Below are 16,790 nucleotides of genomic sequence, written 5' to 3'. Positions count from 1 at the left end.
TTACCTCCTGACGAAAGTTCGTTTTGTCTATGATATCTATGATAAACGTAATCACGCTATAGGACTAGGTCAAGAGAGCTTTCCAATACTCCCACCCCTTCAAATAGCCTTCCAAATCATGCGGATGGACTTGAACGCAGATTCCAATACGGCAATAAAGCTGAACGATAACTTCCTCGATAAGTCTCGATTGGTCCATTGTCACCTGTTGGAGTAAACCGAAAGCGGCCAATAACGTTTCGAGATTCAAATCATCGGGAGAGGAGCAGAAAGCATAAGTGAAATCATAAATAACCGGCCCGACCATTAGGGAGGGATCGATGACTGCATGGAGTACAGATTCATGAAACATGAAATTATGGACGCCTGTATCCCCGTGCAATAGGAATTTGTTGTTGTCGCTGACTTCAGAAATACGTGCAATAAGAGCTTTTACTTTATAATAATCCTCAGATGGCAATACATTTCCTATCTTAGATCGAGCGCTTTCCACACTGATCTCATTAAACTCACGCCAAGATTGACGCGGCAATATGATTCGTCCCCATGTATTCGTTTGATCGTATCTATCGTAATGATTCAATAACTGCTTAACTAAAAGGGTCAGCCAATGAATTTTGGAACCGCGATTATAATGGGTTGTACCCTTACTATAAGCATACAGATTGAATGACCTAGCGGGATCGGTGTAGTGGAGCCTCGGCAATAACGTGCTATTTCGGTAGGTAAGGTGGAATTGCTCCGCCAAGCCTATATTTACTGGGTTATCGAGCTTCAATACATATTTCGGTTCTTCGTTGACGGTCAGCGTATAGACGAGTCCGTCCGTTGTCCCGTTCATTTTATTCATAATTTTAGTATGGGGTTCGATCACTCCTGCTTCTTGCAGGTACGTTATGATGTCATTCACATTATTACTTAGTACCAAGGCTAGTTCCTCCCGAGATGTGTTTGTCTATCCTTAACAATACTGGTTCAAGTGCTTTGAACGATAGGTAAAGTTTGGCTATAATCAATTCATCTGTAACAAGCAGGGGGCTATAATTTGGAGCCGTTTTATCAACACGAGATCCCGTTCGAAATCATGAATGAGTTAGGTGCAATACGTAAGACTACGTTCCCGCGGCAAGGGCATACCTCTGATGTCGGGATCATTGCATGCGACACAGGTCTTTATGTACTCAAGCGGACGAAGGGCCGCCAATATAGTGAATGGTTGAGAAAAGAACGTTCCATTCTGACCTATGTGTCTCGAACCAGCCTGCGAGTCCCACAAGTCTATCATTATAGTGAGCATGAAGAGGAAGATGGAGGAATCCAGGCTTGGCTGCTCATGGAATATTTGCAAGGGGAATCTATACGTAAAATACTGACCGATGAGAACGATCCAGCAATTAGGTACAACGTTTTTCTCAATTATGGAAGAAGTCTAAGAGAACTCCATTCTACGCCTTGTCCAGCCGAATTGATGAGCGGAGAATTATGGCTCGACCATATGCTTAATCAAGCGGAGCATAATGTGAAGCATTATAAGGTGGATGGAACTCCGGAATTGCTTAACAAATTAAGAAATAAGAAGCCGAATGAGATGCAACAAACACTGATACATGGCGATTGCACCATTGATAATGTTTTAGTGCACGAAGGCGCAATATCAGGTTTTATTGATTGGAGCGGGGGTGCCTATGGGGACCCTCGTTATGATATCTCGTTAGCGGTTAGACCGAAGCCCAATATATTTCAATCGGCGGAAGACTATCGAGCTTTCTACGATGGTTACGGTGACAAGATTATTACCGATGAAGAGTACGAGTATTTCGAAGATGGTCTGTATGCGTTCTTCTGATGAAAGTTGACGTTTCACTTATATAGGCTAAAGAATGGTCGAGACGGAGGGATTCACTATGTCCGATTGGATCATCAAGTTAATACCCAATGAACCTGAATATGTGCCAACTGACATGAATTTAGAGAAAGTAAAAGAGTGGTTTGCTCTAAGCTTAGCTTTTGAGAAAGCAAATTACATAATGACGGATGAAGTGCGATTTATCGACCAAGGAAGAAATTTTGAAAGTGTAAGTTGCCCAATCTGTTCAAATATCCTTGATTTGGGTTGGTGGGGGGCCGCAATGGACAAGGCTTCTGAAACGTCATTTCAGAAGTTGGATATAATTACATATTGCTGTAATTCACCTTCGTTATTAAGTGAACTGATTTATAAAGGTAACGCAGGTTTTGCTCGGTTCTCAATCGAAATAATGAACCCTAAAAGAGATATTACTAAAGAAACCATAGCAAACCTTGAATATTTGTTAGGATGCTCGATGTTGAAAGTAGAAGCTTATTATTAAGTACCAGTACGATCAGATGAAGTGAATCTAAAAGTAATTATCCCAAAGTACGACTTTCTAAAAATAAAAAAGCAGTCCATCCCGCCAGGATGGACTGCTTTTCTCATTCATTGTTACCTCACAATCTGCTGCTGAAACTTCGCAATCGCTTCGTACTCCGTTTCGAGCTTGCGAGCCAGTTGAATATAGATCGGCAGCAGCTGATGATAGACATCGGCATGCTCCCTGATCGGTTGATGCTGATGGGTGGAGCCGACCATGTCTGCAACGATATCGAGACTATCGGCTTTGCCGATGGCGAGAAGGCCGAGGACAACCGCGCCTAGACACGAGCTCTCGAAGCTTTCCGGAATGACGACTTCCTGACCGAAAACATCGGACATCATCTGACGCCATAGCGGCGCGCGGGCGAAGCCTCCCGTTGCGTGGATCTTGGTCGGACGTCCAATCTGCTCCTCCATGGCGAGCAATACCGTGTACAGATTAAAAATAACCCCTTCGAGAACTGCACGAATCATATGCTCCTTGCGATGGTGCATATTGAGTCCGAAGAATGATCCGCGGGCGTTCGAGTTCCATAATGGCGCACGCTCTCCGGTCAGATAAGGGTGGAAGAGCAAGCCGTCCGAACCCGGATTGACGTTCTGGACGATTTGCATGATGAGATCATACGGGTCGATGCCTAATCGCTTAGCCGTCTCGACTTCAGATGCAGCGAATTCATCTCTTGCCCAACGCAGCAGCATGCCGCCATTGTTGACAGCCCCGCCGATAACCCAGTGCTTCTCGGTCAATGCATAACAGAACGTTCTGCCTTTCGGATCGGTTACCGGTTTGTCAACGACGGTGCGAATGGCACCGCTTGTCCCAATTGTCGCTGCGACAACGCCTGGTTGTATGGCGTTAACGCCAAGATTGGACAGTACCCCGTCGCTGGCTCCTATAACAAATGGCGTCGTGGTGTTTAATCCGATTTCTTCTGCGAATGCAGCAGACATTCCGGTTAACGTATAAGTCGTAGGAACAAGCTTGGACAATCGGTCTCTCGATACCCCGGCGAGACTTAATGCTTCTTCGTCCCAATCCAGCTTCTCCAGATTCATCATGCCTGTCGCGGAAGCGATGGAATGATCGATGACATACTCGCCGAATAGCTTAGCGAATACGTATTCTTTGATCGATATAAACTTGTATGCTTTATGGAATAATTCCGGTTGATCATGGCGAAGCCACATGAGCTTGGGCAGGGGGGACATGGGATGGATGGGCGTTCCCGTCCTCCGGTAAATTTCATGCCCGTTCATTTCATTCTTTAACCGTTCTGCCCAAGCCGCGCTTCGGTTATCTCCCCACGTGATGCAGCGTGTAAGCGGTTTGCCGTCAGCATCAACAACAATCACGCTGTGCATGGCCGAGCTGAAGGAGATGAATAGCACTTGATCCGGATTTGCGCCGCTCTGCTCCATCACCTGCTTCAGCGTATGAACAACGGCGTGGAATATTTGGTCAGGATCTTGCTCCGCGACGGACGAAGAAGGTGTGAATAGGGGATATCCTTCGTCCGCCTTCGTTACAACTTTCCCGTTGTCTTCGAACATAACCGCTTTCGTACTCGTTGTACCGATATCAACGCCAATCATATAGTGAGGCTGACTCAATGGAAACACCTTCTTTCGGGATTAAATTACATTATACCACCGTGCTAAGGAGCATGATCAAGATCAAACCTACAACGGATAACAGCGTCTCCATGACCGTCCATGATTTTAACGTTTGCGGCACAGACATGTTGAAGAACTCCTTCACCATCCAGAACCCAGCGTCGTTGACATGGGACAGAACAAGAGAACCTGCACCGGTCGCAAGAACGACTAACTCGACATTCGTATCCGGGTTTTGCACTAGCACTGGCGCAATAATGCCAGCCGCCGTCGTCATCGCAACCGTTGCTGAGCCTGTTGCGACCCGAATTAGCGCAGCGACGAACCAGGCGAAGAGGATAATGTTGATGTTCGCCTGAGTGGCAATTTCGGCAATCGCACCGCCAACGCCGCTGTTAATCAGCACTTGCTTGAACGCTCCGCCTGCACCGATGATCAAGATGATTGTAGCTGTAGGGGCCAAGCATTCGCTTGTGAACCGCGACACATCTTCCTTGGAGAATCCTCTTGCAAAACCAAGAGAAAAGAAGGCGAACACAACGGCGATCAACAGCGCAATGATCTCATGTCCAATAAACTCGCAGAATACGGTGAAGCTGCTCGTTGCTTCCGGATCGACGATATTGGCGATGGAGCCAATCAGCATTAACAGGACAGGCAGCAGAATCGTAAACAGTGTTATGCCGAAGCCCGGAAGGTTGTTGTTTTCCCTCGTTGCGAATTGCTCCGCTAAGTTAGCCGGCGGCTCCACCTGAATTCGACGGCCGATAAATTTACCGAATAGCGGTCCCGCAATGATAGCAGTCGGCAGACCGACAATGATGGAATACAGAATCGTTGTGCCAAGATCCGCTTGATACGCGTCGATTGCAATCATCGGTGCCGGATGGGGAGGAACAAGTCCGTGTACCGTAGACAGACCCGCCAGAACGGGAATACCGATTTGCAGCAGAGACATTTTTGTTTTGCGTGCGACGATGAACACGATCGGAATGAGGAGGATAACCCCGACTTCGAAAAATACGGGAATCCCGACAATGAAGCCAACGGTCATCATCGCCCAATGAACTCGTTTCTCGCCGAACCGGTCGACCAATGTTGTCGCGATCCGCTCGGCTCCGCCTGATTCGGCCATCATTTTGCCCAGCATTGTACCAAGTCCGATTACGATGGCTATCGTGCCTAATGTTCCGCCGAGTCCGCCTGTCACTGATTTGATGACATCATCAGGCTTCATGCCGGCAAGAAACCCTAATAGTAGAGAAGAGATCAACAAGGTGACGAATGGATTCCATTTGTACTTCGCAATAAGCAGGACAAGAAAAACAATGGACACTAACGCCCATATCAATAACGTAACATTGTGGCTGAAACCAAAGATCGTGCTCATGATGTGACCTCCTGGTGAATTCGAATGCCTATCTTTTGTAGCATTCCCAGTATAGAACGCTTTCAACAAATGAAAGCAGTTCACTATCTGTATACTTGTCGACAACAAAGATAAAACGCTTGTTCAAGCGCTTTCATTCTATAGAGCAGTACCCCGATTGATTATGAAAGACTGCTATGAAGCGTAATATTGGAATCCGCGAAGTATTCTTGTGTAACGTTTTGAATCACATTCACATCTTTCGTTTCCAGTGCTTTGATAATGACCCGGTGCTTCTCGATCACTCGAAGTTGTTCTTTCTCCCCTTCGGAGAACACGACATCGGTTGTAATGAGCATGACGGTCAGCACGATGTGTCGGATGCTCTTCCACAGATGCAAAATTCTTGTATGCTGGGCTTCCGCTATGATCGATTCATGAAAACGAAAATCCAGCTGCGAAAACTCAACGTAATCGTTGTACTTCACAGCTAACTCCATTTTATCAATGAGCTGCTTCAAATTAGCGAGCAGAGACTCGTGGTTTCCGCTAGCCAGCCGTTGCTGGGCGAAGCTCTCGATCAAATAGCGGACATCATACAGCTCCTGAAGATCTTGAGTGCTAAGCCCGAGAACGACAGCTCCCATCCGTTCGAGACGAATAAGCCCTTCATTGGACAATGCTTTCAATGCTTCCCTAACCGGAGAACGGCTAGTCGAGAAATCGGCTGCGATCCGGTTCTCTGATAACTTTTCACCTTGTTTAATGGTCCCGTTGATAATCTGCAGCCTTAATTCAGAAGCAATAGACTCACCCAAGGAAGCACCTTGCAGCCAAGCGGAAGGATAATGCATATGGACTCAACTCTCCTATAACGATCAAATTCGAATAATGAAACCGACATGTATGATCGATTCTAACATAAATTCGCCAATCGGTACTATGAGGAGAGCGGTTGTTTGCTAATTATTGCGAACGACAGCATGACCGCCAAATTCATTGCGCAATGCTGCAACGACTTTGCCATGGAACGTATCGGTCTCTAGGGAGCGGTATCTCATCAGCAACGATAGCGCAATGACCGGAGTGCTGACTTCCAGATCCAGTGCGGTTTCGACCGTCCATTTGCCTTCGCCGGAGCTCTTCATCACGCCGCGAATGCCGTCCAACTGAGGGTCTTTCGAGAAAGCGTTCTCTGTAAGCTCCATCAGCCAACCGCGAATAACGGAACCGTTGGACCATACACGGGCTACTTCTTCATAGTTGTATTCAAAATCGCTCTTCGACAACAGCTCGAATCCTTCAGCGATCGATTGCATCATGCCGTATTCAATGCCGTTGTGAATCATCTTGAGATAATGGCCGCTGCCGCACTTGCCCGCGTACAGATAGCCTTTGTCTACCGCAATGTCTTGGAAAATAGGCTCGATGATTGCGAACGCTTCTTTATCTCCGCCAATCATGAAGCAGCCGCCATGTGCCGCGCCATCCATTCCTCCGGATGTACCAGCATCAAAGAAGCGGATGCCGTGAGCTTGCAGCTTCTCCGAGCGGCGAATGGATTGTTTGTAGTGCGAATTGCCGCCATCGATGACGATATCGCCTTGCGACAGCATCGGGATGAGTGTCTCGATGACGTGATCGACGATTTCGCCTGCAGGTACCATCATCCATATGATTCGAGGGGAGGGCAGACTCGTTACGAGTTCTTCAATCGATGCCGCAAACTGAGCGCCTTGTTCCGCTAATTTCTTGCCAGGCTCAGGGTTCACATCGTATACGACGACCTGATGCTGATGCTGCAGCATATTTTGCACCAGATTGTAACCCATTTTGCCAAGACCTATCATGCCTAGTTTCATCATGTTCACCTCAAAGAAGTCTACTAGTGTACTTGTATACAAGTTGTTACTCCATCATACTGGCTCCAATGGATTCTGTAAATACTAATCTCGAGTGATAGAGATGAGATGACAGAGCATATTGGTTTGCTTCCATCCGGACTGGTACAATATGCTCCGTCTGACCTATGAGGATCTGAACTTGTGTTATCCAGGCGGGGAGTCTACTAATACGGCTATGAATCGTGCTATTCAGGTAGTCAAGGAAGTGCTGTGCAGCGCTCATGCCAACATAATTATCGTGTCACATGGCGGACTAATCTCTCTTCTACTTAACCATTATGATGATCGTTTCGGATTCGCTGAATGGGACTCGATGTCCAATCCAGATGTATTTCTACTTGCTTTCGCAGAGGATAAGCCTTGTATAAAGCGCATTTGGGCCGTTTGAATAAACGGTTCCGGCCGTCCAATTAGGGGCGGTTCTTTTATTAGGCCGTCATTGTACGATAGAATAGCAGAGGATATCAGGTGAGTCGATTTCTATGGAAATTGTCTGGAAGATATGCCAACGTTGTGAAATTGCTTATCAATTTTCTGCTAAGTTACTAGAGTTTACTTAAATTAGTAGGGTTCAATCTATAATTTGTTAAGTTGTTACGTATGCGCTTACATACTATAATTTACAACGAGAGGAGGCGATTCACAGGAATACTTACATCAAGTATCGGCACAGATAGAATTATGTACTGCGTAAGTAAAGCTTGAAAAGGTAGTATGTAAGCGGTGTCAAAAAAAATAAAAATCTTTGGAGGGTGAATTAAGTAATGTTTAAATTCAAAAAGACAATCGCAACAGCACTCGTAGCAGCATCCCTGAGCTTTGGTATGCTCGCAGCAACGGCAAGCGCAGCAACGGATTACTGGCAGAACTGGACAGATGGCGGCGGTTCTGTAAACGCTGTTAATGGTTCCGGTGGCAATTATAGTGTAACTTGGTCTAATACGGGTAATTTCGTCGTAGGTAAAGGTTGGAACACGGGTTCGGCTTCCCGCGTGATCAACTACAATGCTGGCGCATTTTCGCCAAGCGGCAACGGTTATTTGACGCTCTACGGATGGACGAGAAACTCCCTCATTGAATATTATGTAGTAGACAGCTGGGGCACTTACCGTCCTACGGGAACGTACAAAGGTTCGGTTTCCAGCGACGGCGGCACGTACGATATCTACACGACGCAACGTGTTAACCAACCTTCGATCGACGGTACGGCTACGTTCACGCAGTTCTGGAGCGTTCGCCAGTCGAAACGCGCAACGGGCAGCAACGTAGCGATTACGTTCCAAAACCATTATAACGCTTGGAAGAGCAAAGGCATGAACTTGGGCAGCAGCTGGTCGTACCAAGTATTGGCAACGGAAGGTTACCAATCGAGCGGCTACTCCAACGTAACGGTTTGGTAATATAACGGTCTCATCATTTAAATCACTAAAGGCCTGCCGGTCTCACGACCGGCGGCCTTATATATTTCAATGCGGGTTTACAGCGTATCTGATTAGGGGATAAACTTAGGCTAACAATGCCTATTCCTATCCTGTTCGCTAAAGGAGATATATTAATGAAAAAGCTTGGGATCTTCTGTTTAATAGCGATGTCTCTTATTGTTAGCTCTTGTTCGCAGCCGAAGAACGAGAATAAAGCAGAGACTGCGAAACAAGAAAATACAGCGTCAACAGATGATCTAGTGTTAGTCCAAGGCGGGACGTTTGTTAACACGAAGTCCAACTATTTTAACAGAAACGTAACGATAGCGGATTTTTATATCGGCAAATACGAGGTTACACAGCAAGAGTGGATTGATGTCATGGGAGGCAACCCGTCTCAGTTCAAAGGCAGCAAGCTGCCGGTCGAGATGGTAAGCTGGTATGACGTCATAGAGTATTGCAATAAGAGAAGTGTCAAAGAGGGTCTAACGCCATACTACAAAGTAGATATAGATAAACCCGATCCGGCCAATAAGAGCGAGATCGATACGGTCAAATGGACCGTAACCGTCAATGAAGGGGCTAACGGGTACCGCCTTCCGAACGATGCGGAGTGGGAATATGCTGCAGGCGGCGGTCAGTCCAGCAAGAGCTTTAAATACAGCGGCAGTGATAATGCAGATGATGTGGCTTGGGGTTGGAGGAACGCAGGGGATAAACCATTGGATGGAGACTGGAATTGGCCAGCTATCGAGAACAATCACACCCAAACCAAAGAGGTCGGTCTCAAGAAACCGAACGAACTGGGACTATACGATATGTCCGGCAATGTACGGGAATGGGTCTGGGATTGGTTCCAAGATGAGAATTACGCCAGTGGCTTGTTCCGTATTGTAAGAGGCGGCGGTTGGATCGGCGACGTAGTCAACAACGAGTCTACTTACCGGGGCAAGTTCGATGCGAACGGCTTTGGACCCGATCAAGGGTTCCGCGTAAGCCGCAACAAATAAATGGATACACACTTAGAGGTCCCCGTCATTCGATTTGCGACTAAGCTCTTCGCTTCATGAGCTTAAGCAAAGGAATGGCGGGGATTTTAGTGATCTAATCACTCGATTCTTATATAGGTTGAGAAAGTTGTTCATTTCAGCTATTTTGGATGTAGAGGAACTGGCTGTTACGATAAACGGCTATGAAAGGATGGGCTGATAATGAATTTTGATACGGTGATGCAGGAACTTGAATCGCTCGGCAAGGATCGCCTTAAGAAAATGTATAGTACCAATGGCGCGCGAGAGCCGCTGTATGGCGTGGCAACAGGCGAAATGAAGCCAATCGCCAAAAAGATCAAAATCAATCAACCGCTGGCAGAAGAGCTGTATGCTACGGGTAATTATGATGCGATGTATTTTGCCGGCGTTATCGCCGATCCGAAAGCGATGACAGCCGATGATTTTGAGCGCTGGATTGACGGTGCTTATTTCTATATGCTGTCCGATTACGTTGTGGCGGTAACATTGGCAGAGACCGCTATTGCGCAGGAAGTCGCAGACCGGTGGATTGCCAGCGGAGAAGAGCTGCGAATGTCAGCAGGCTGGAGCTGCTATTGCTGGCTTCTCGGCAGTCGGAAGGACAGCGAGTTCGAAGAGAGCAAAATCGCAGGTATGCTGGATCAAGCGGCGAACACGATTCATCAAAGTCCTGACCGGACGAAGGCTGCGATGAACAATTTTATATATACAGTAGCCGTATCCTACTCGCCGCTTCACGATAAGGCAGTCGAAACCGCCAATGCGGTAGGACCGGTAGAGCTTAATAAAGATACTAAGAAAAGCAAGTTCATCAACGCGATGGACAATATTCAGAAGCAGATAGACAGAGGAGCGCTCGGGTTCAAACGGAAGTACGTGAGATGTTAGATGGTAAACGCCGCATTGTTGCGGCGTGTTATTGTTTGGGTTACTTCTACGCGAATAAAGATAACCGGGTCATGGTCCCATTGACCGAAGTAGTTATGACCTTCTTCAAATGGAACTCAAAAAGCTTGCACATTGATGTGCAGGCTTTTTTATAGTACGCCCAGCATGGGCGTCATCTCTACGGTGAAAGTCCGGAATGGGGGCTGGCAAGCGCCTACCATTACACGAATTCCAGAATTTACTTGACATTTAGTGGTAGGTCAAATAGTATGTGATTTAATTGATATCTAATTAGAAGTATGTTAAATTTGTTTCGTTGTGGAGACAGCTCGGCATTAGGATTAGATGTCAGTGTGGCGAATAATAGAGATAGAAGGAGTGTGCTTACTTGACGACTATAGGAATACTCGGGGTGCTTCATGATCCAGAATTGAGGCAGCGATATGGCTTGACGATGGAATTAATAGAGGAACTAATTGTTGAATTTAATCCAGATGTCATTTGTGGTGAGGTGCTCCCCAGCAGTTGGGATAAATTTATTGAAGACCCGAACAACCGCGGGTACTGGGGAGAGCCGGCGAGTGAGTACTGGGAATTAATCTTCCCATTGTGCGAACAACGATCGATTGTCTTCGAACCGATTGATTGGGTTGAACTTGACGTTTGGACTGACTTTGACCCGTTTAACCAGTATGCCGAGCCTCAGAAGGAACAATTGGAGAATGAATTAGACAGGTGGTTTGAGAAACAGCTTGCAGCAGGGGATACCAACTCGATTCCGTTCAATTCCATCGCTTTCGATCAAGTGACCAAACTGAAGTATGAATGGTTAGAGCAGCTTAATCCGCAAGCTCATGTATTCAGGTGGGAATGCCGGCATTTGATCATGATTCAACGAATTAAGAACGCAATAAAGAGACACCCAGGTAAGCGAATCTTGTGCATTGCTGGTGCGGATCATAATTATATGCTGTGTGAGGGCCTCGGAGAAGATAAGGAGATACAACTCGTATATCCCTTAGGTTCTTTTTGTTAAAATTGTTGCTCAGTCCACAACGAGCGGAGCGGGGTTGGTTCCAGATTGAATTGCACTCTTAATTGGTCTGGCATTTTGGCTTGAGGGGCGAGTATGAATTGTCCGTTCCATATTTATTGCACCAGTCATTCGGATCTTTGGTAGAATCTTGTTAAGGATATCGGTTAATACGCAGGGGGAGCTTTTGTATCTTATTTCACATGGGGAGGCAGTTCACAACGGGTCTAACCCCGGTGAAATAGAGTAATTTGATACTGATCTAATTGGTTTAACTGCTTGATGACCTGCGGTCCGATAAAAGTAGTGCCGCCGATGATTACGATTTTGAGTGAAATGAAGCTATCGCGATTGGGGTAGAGACGTTGGACCGTTACAACAATCTTGTAAGACGGTCTTACTCGTGCAGACCTGTAAAGCTGCCGTATGGTGACGAGACTTTGTTTACGGTTAAGGTTGGAGAGGCTTGGATCGGTTCTATAGAATCTAAAGTGTAGACATGGTGGTGAGTAGGTGGCGGTAAAGAACGATTCACTACGAACGAACAGGTCGATACTCCACGACAGGAGCGACAGCTATTATTGGAAGGGCAAGGGAGCCTTATCCATTAAGACATTTAGGAACGGACGAGCATACTATCATGCCGGACGAGGTCATTTTGCGGTAGAAGAAGGGAGTTACCTGCTTCTTAATCACGGTCAGGAGTATGCAATAACGATTGAATCGGATATTCCTGTGGAATCGTTTTGTATCTTCTTCCCGGATAAGATGGTGAATGAAGTATATAGCAGTATGAAAGCATCGAATGAGCAGCTATTGGATGATCCGAATGATGTGAAGCCTACGAATATTGACTTTGTAGAGAAAACGTATAGTGATCATTGGTTAGCCGGTACGTTAGCTCAGATGAAGTCTCAACATGTCCATAATAGTCTCGAGCAGTCCTGGCTGGATGAAAAGCTGCATGAACTGGCACAAGGTCTCCTGCTGGTGCATCGCGAGACAGGTCAAGAGAGGCTAAGATTGCAATCACTCCGGGCTTCAACTCGCGAAGAATTATATAAGAGACTCCATCTGGGTCATGAATACATATCAGCCTACTACGATCAATCGATCTCATTATCCGATATGGCGCGGGCGGCATGTTTATCCACCAATCATTTTCTAAGAAGCTATAAGCAGTTATTCGGTATGTCTCCTCATCAATATGTTACGGAGAGAAGACTGCAGCAAGCGAAGAAGCTGCTGCTGCAAACGGATAGGCCAATTACGGACATTTGTATAGAAATTGGATTTCAAAGCGTTAGCTCATTCAGCAGTCTCTTTGCCAGACGGTTTGCAGCATCGCCTTCGCAGTTCCGTCGAAATAGGTGATTTTCGAGAAGTCGTGACCGGATATCTTCCGTATAATTCGAAGTGCAGTTCATTAGGATTGTCCTTGAAACAAACAGTCGCATAAGGAGGCAATAGGAATGGAGAACCAGCAATTGATCAATGATCTGTTCAAAGTCTTACAATCTGGTGATGGTTCACGTATGAAAGACCAGTTGGAATTGAACCCGCAGCTTGCCAATGTGGAGAATAGTGACGGGCTTACGCCATTGGGGTATGCGGCACATATGGGAAATCAAGTGATTGTACAGTTATTAATCGATTACGATGCGAATGTGGATGCGGTATCGCATTCCAAGATCTCGTTCATTCCTTCGAATACAGCCTTGCACGCAGCGATAGCCGGGCAACGTAACCTGAATGTTATTCGATTGTTGCTGGCACAGCATGCAAACCCAAACATTTTCGATAGTGTTGGTCATACGAGTCTGCATACAGCGGCATTTCATGACGATAACATGGAGCTGATCCGCTTGCTGATTGAACATGGAGCGGATGTCAATGCGAAGCAAGAAGGAGGTTTGACTGCTTTATCGATTGCGATAGAGCAAGGAAACCACAACGTTGCGGAACTGCTTCGCCAGAATGGCGCGAAGGAATAACGAAGAGGGGCGATTAGCTCCTCTTTTCTTATTTCTTGGAAACTATATCGAAATGTCTATAATTTCAACAAATGATCCGCAAGCCGCGTCGATAGCGCGACGTTCGTCAATAAAGGATTGGACGCTCCGAGGCTGGGGAACACACTCGCATCCGAAATGTACAGGCCTTCGATGCCGTGAATCCGGCCATTGCGGTCTGTCGCTGATGTGTTGGGGTCATTGCCCATCCGGCATGTGCCGTAGTCGTGATTGTCGATGCCAGGAGGCCAGAAGCAGTAATGCCACGGGTCTTGAATACGCATCGCAGCCGATACGTCATGTAGCGCATGAACCATCTCCCGCATGACCTGTTCATCGGCAGGGGAGTATGAGAATCGGACCTGCAGCTCCGGTATGCCGAAGTTATCACGACGACGCTCGTCCAGATAGACGTAATTGTCGAATCGGTTCTCGACTATGCCCGCTACGTCATAAGTGACCAGGTCGCGATTGCCTAATATTTTGAACTGGTAAGGCCGCGATTCGGTTTGAGGAACAATAATATTGATCGAGCCTTCTCGTCCGGCAGGTACTCCGCTTGGCATTTCGGCTTTAATATAGGAATGATTCGATAGATAGTGACCGATGGCTCTGCCTGGTATGCCAGAATTAAGGAGCAGGCGGGGGGTTTCGAACGTGCTGCCAGAGACTACAACGGTGGAAGCCTTCAGTACATAGGATCTCTTGTTTGCATCCATCACTTGTACCCCCGTCACACGGCCTTCGTTCGTCATGACTTTAACAGCGCGCGCCTGGACAGCCATGTCGAACGCCGCAGTCCGCAGCGCTTCGCCTATGAACTCGATCGCGCTCATGTATCGGGGGATTCGTCCGCGGGCGACCGCTTCAGGAACGTCCGAGGCTCCGATATAACCGGACAGCCATAACCGTTCGAGAAGTTGATCATTAATCGGAGACTTCGCATCGTTCACCAGCAGAACCGTCTCTGCGATTTTATAATAAGGCTCCAGTTCTTTGTAGGAGATTGGCCAATTGGCGAACTCGAAAGACGGGATGCGCACGCATGTTAATCCCCAGAATAAGGTGCGTCCGCCAAGGGCGAAGACAAGAATGGCGCCAGGGAATTCGGGCCATTGCCGTCCGGCGGGAACGGTAACGGTCGGATTCTGATAATAACGCTGCATGCGGTCCCAATTCCACAACGTCGGAACGTTGAGGGCATGGGATGGCAGCAACAGCTTGCCGCGTTCGATAATGCCTATTTTTAACCGCCGGCTGCCCATTCGTTCGCACAATCTGCGCAGCACCGCACTGCCTCCGGCTCCAGCGCCGACGATGAGAATGTCGTAATCGGTTTGTTCCATTTGGGATAACGGAGTAAGCGGTACCCATTCGGGAAAGGTGAATGCTGGCGGAAGGAGCGTGTCCGTGCAGTAGCCTGGCGGAGGGGGCATGACCGGTGTAAGAATCTGTAATGGTGGGCTATCATGATCAGGGATGGTGATGATTTGCCCTGCAGCGAGGGGATGGTTAGCCGCAATTTGTGGGTTCATTCGGCACAACTGCAGGAGATCGACTTGCAGCTGTAGTCCGATTCGCGCCAACGTATCGCCTTGTTGAGTTATATATCTCCGCATCCGCGCACCTGCTTTCGTGGGGACCATTCATCATTGCGCGATAGTCACAGCGAATCCACCATGCTAACTGCTCTTACACTGCGCATCTTGAAATGTATTCGGCCTGCATCCGGTCTAGAACCGTATACAGGCCGGCGGTCCTGCAAGTTTCAGGCAGGTGCTGCTCTAGCGGGTTGCTTGAAAGTTGCGACAATCGTAACGAGAAGCAGCGGGAGGATATAGGCAATGCCTACCCACAGCGGATGAATCACTAAGACGAGATTTTCCCATGCTTTCATTGTCGTTGGCATAGACAGCGACATGATTTGGACGAGCAGACATAACGGATTGGACAATAGCCGGTGGTCCTGCAGACCGAACAACTCCGTTATAATCGTTTGAATCGCGAATAGGGTAATCGATGCTTTCATTAGCGAACCAGCGATCATTGACATGCCGATGATGGCTTCGATCCGCTCAAGCATATCGCCAATTTCGATCGTTTGCGCCAAGACGAATAACGAGTATTTTTTATCCGTCGCAATCGGACCCAGCACCATGATGGTACTAAGCGTTGTTACGGTTAGCATTGCGCCATTGAGCAGGATGACCAGCACCAGAGACCGTTTAAGCGGCTTTGATTTGATATCTCGGGTGAAGGGAAGGATGACTGCGAACAGTACAATCTCTCCGTACGGGAAGCCGGAAGTCAGATAACTGCCAAGCAGCGTGGGCTTCATGCCATCGGGGAATACCGGCTGCAGAAAGTCCAATTGATAGCTTGGAATAAGCAGGACGATGACGGTGAGCCAGAATAAAAAAACGACGATCGTAAGGATCGTAAACATCCGAGCCATCGATTCAATGCCGGTACGCAGCAACAGTGCTGACATGATGAACATCAGGCACATGAAGATATAACCGGGGGTTTCCGGCAGCATCATGCTGTTCATAAATGCGACGACATCGATGATAATGCCGCTTGCCATATGGAATGCCATGGTCAGCATCAAGCAGGCGACGATTACGGTCGGCCATCGTCCGATCACCGCACGGCAAATGCCGATGAATGACTTGTCCGGGTATAGCCGGAGCAAATAGAGGATGACCGACAGTATGACGAGCCCGAACATCATCGACAGCAGAATCGACAGCCATGCCGAATTAGAGGCATAGGTAATGACGGGCGATGGAATGACAATGATCGAAGAGCCGGACAAGTAGGCAAACAACAAAATAGCCGTTTGGACAAAACCGATCGATTCATGCTTCTTCATGCGTGTTTCGCTCTCAATGTTTCGATAACGGCTTGCGCTGGATGCTGAAGTATATGACGAGCCAGCCATTGTAAATCGGGCCATTGGACATCCAGTAAATAATCGGTACTGAAATAGAGCGAGCAGAGAAGAAGCGCCATATAGGACCACTTTCCGTGTCGTGATGCTGCCTTCAGCTTCCGCATATCGGTAGCGGTTGCCAAGGCGTAGAATGCAGTGAGTACGGTCAATTTCTCCAGCATGGC

At 47.4% G+C, this 16,790-nt stretch carries 17 protein-coding genes; 9 read left to right on the top strand and 8 right to left on the bottom strand.

Annotation, left to right across the window (positions count from 1 at the left end; translation table 11 throughout):
- Positions 1–64: 64 nt before the first annotated feature.
- A complete protein-coding gene (locus PKO01S_RS06020; protein WP_246070455.1) occupies positions 65–928 on the bottom strand; it encodes an aminoglycoside phosphotransferase family protein in 864 nt (287 codons plus the stop codon).
- Between the two features lie 117 nt (positions 929–1,045).
- On the opposite strand from PKO01S_RS06020, the gene PKO01S_RS06015 reads away from it, so the two are divergent.
- Positions 1,046–1,846 (top strand): phosphotransferase family protein, encoded by an 801-nt coding sequence (locus PKO01S_RS06015; protein ID WP_246070454.1) that lies wholly within the window; start codon positions 1,046–1,048, stop codon positions 1,844–1,846.
- A gap of 58 nt (positions 1,847–1,904) precedes the next feature.
- On the top strand, positions 1,905–2,351 hold the full coding sequence (locus PKO01S_RS06010; RefSeq protein ID WP_127530410.1) for a hypothetical protein: 447 nt from the start codon (positions 1,905–1,907) through the stop codon (positions 2,349–2,351).
- 113 nt (positions 2,352–2,464) lie between these two features.
- Here the strand turns inward: PKO01S_RS06010 and gntK are convergent, their stop codons facing one another.
- From gntK to gnd, 4 genes are all read right to left on the bottom strand, one after another.
- Entirely contained in the window at positions 2,465–4,009 is a 1,545-nt protein-coding gene (gene gntK, locus PKO01S_RS06005; RefSeq protein ID WP_174818551.1) for a gluconokinase, read from the bottom strand.
- A gap of 31 nt (positions 4,010–4,040) precedes the next feature.
- Positions 4,041–5,402, bottom strand: a complete 1,362-nt coding sequence (locus PKO01S_RS06000; protein ID WP_127530409.1) for a GntP family permease — start codon at positions 5,400–5,402, stop codon at positions 4,041–4,043.
- A gap of 161 nt (positions 5,403–5,563) precedes the next feature.
- A complete protein-coding gene (locus tag PKO01S_RS05995) occupies positions 5,564–6,235 on the bottom strand; it encodes a GntR family transcriptional regulator (RefSeq protein ID WP_127530408.1) in 672 nt (223 codons plus the stop codon).
- 108 nt (positions 6,236–6,343) lie between these two features.
- Positions 6,344–7,243: a phosphogluconate dehydrogenase (NAD(+)-dependent, decarboxylating) gene (gene gnd, locus PKO01S_RS05990; RefSeq protein ID WP_127530514.1), complete on the bottom strand. Its 900-nt coding sequence runs from the start codon at positions 7,241–7,243 to the stop codon at positions 6,344–6,346.
- Between the two features lie 151 nt (positions 7,244–7,394).
- On the opposite strand from gnd, the gene PKO01S_RS05985 reads away from it, so the two are divergent.
- From PKO01S_RS05985 to PKO01S_RS05955, 7 genes are all read left to right on the top strand, one after another.
- Positions 7,395–7,673, top strand: coding sequence for a histidine phosphatase family protein (locus PKO01S_RS05985; RefSeq protein ID WP_127530407.1), 279 nt, complete (start codon positions 7,395–7,397; stop codon positions 7,671–7,673).
- A gap of 376 nt (positions 7,674–8,049) precedes the next feature.
- The gene (locus PKO01S_RS05980; RefSeq protein ID WP_127530406.1) at positions 8,050–8,685 is read left to right on the top strand and encodes a glycoside hydrolase family 11 protein; all 636 of its coding nucleotides are present in this window, start codon (positions 8,050–8,052) and stop codon (positions 8,683–8,685) included.
- A gap of 155 nt (positions 8,686–8,840) precedes the next feature.
- Complete coding sequence (locus tag PKO01S_RS05975) at positions 8,841–9,716, top strand: formylglycine-generating enzyme family protein (RefSeq protein WP_127530405.1); 876 nt, start codon at positions 8,841–8,843, stop codon at positions 9,714–9,716.
- 201 nt (positions 9,717–9,917) lie between these two features.
- Positions 9,918–10,625: a DNA alkylation repair protein gene (locus PKO01S_RS05970; protein WP_127530404.1), complete on the top strand. Its 708-nt coding sequence runs from the start codon at positions 9,918–9,920 to the stop codon at positions 10,623–10,625.
- Between the two features lie 388 nt (positions 10,626–11,013).
- Complete coding sequence (locus PKO01S_RS05965) at positions 11,014–11,661, top strand: hypothetical protein (RefSeq protein ID WP_127530403.1); 648 nt, start codon at positions 11,014–11,016, stop codon at positions 11,659–11,661.
- Between the two features lie 510 nt (positions 11,662–12,171).
- The gene (locus PKO01S_RS05960; RefSeq protein ID WP_127530402.1) at positions 12,172–13,032 is read left to right on the top strand and encodes a helix-turn-helix domain-containing protein; all 861 of its coding nucleotides are present in this window, start codon (positions 12,172–12,174) and stop codon (positions 13,030–13,032) included.
- 98 nt (positions 13,033–13,130) lie between these two features.
- The gene (locus tag PKO01S_RS05955) at positions 13,131–13,652 is read left to right on the top strand and encodes an ankyrin repeat domain-containing protein (protein WP_127530401.1); all 522 of its coding nucleotides are present in this window, start codon (positions 13,131–13,133) and stop codon (positions 13,650–13,652) included.
- A gap of 56 nt (positions 13,653–13,708) precedes the next feature.
- Here the strand turns inward: PKO01S_RS05955 and PKO01S_RS05950 are convergent, their stop codons facing one another.
- The 3 genes from PKO01S_RS05950 to PKO01S_RS28700 all read right to left on the bottom strand — a co-directional run bounded on the left by PKO01S_RS05950 (position 13,709) and on the right by PKO01S_RS28700 (position 16,787).
- Positions 13,709–15,289: a GMC oxidoreductase gene (locus PKO01S_RS05950; protein ID WP_164779503.1), complete on the bottom strand. Its 1,581-nt coding sequence runs from the start codon at positions 15,287–15,289 to the stop codon at positions 13,709–13,711.
- A 149-nt stretch (positions 15,290–15,438) separates the two neighbouring features.
- The gene (locus PKO01S_RS05945) at positions 15,439–16,545 is read right to left on the bottom strand and encodes a GerAB/ArcD/ProY family transporter (RefSeq protein ID WP_164779502.1); all 1,107 of its coding nucleotides are present in this window, start codon (positions 16,543–16,545) and stop codon (positions 15,439–15,441) included.
- Positions 16,542–16,787: a hypothetical protein gene (locus PKO01S_RS28700; protein WP_164779501.1), complete on the bottom strand. Its 246-nt coding sequence runs from the start codon at positions 16,785–16,787 to the stop codon at positions 16,542–16,544. Before PKO01S_RS28700 ends, PKO01S_RS05945 begins: the two co-directional genes overlap by 4 nt.
- Positions 16,788–16,790: the final 3 nt, after the last annotated feature.

The organism is Paenibacillus kobensis NBRC 15729 (assembly GCF_004000825.1).
In the GTDB taxonomy this organism is placed as follows: Bacteria; Bacillota; Bacilli; order Paenibacillales; family Paenibacillaceae; genus Paenibacillus_T; species Paenibacillus_T kobensis.
This window is presented reverse-complemented; position numbering and strand designations above follow the sequence as displayed.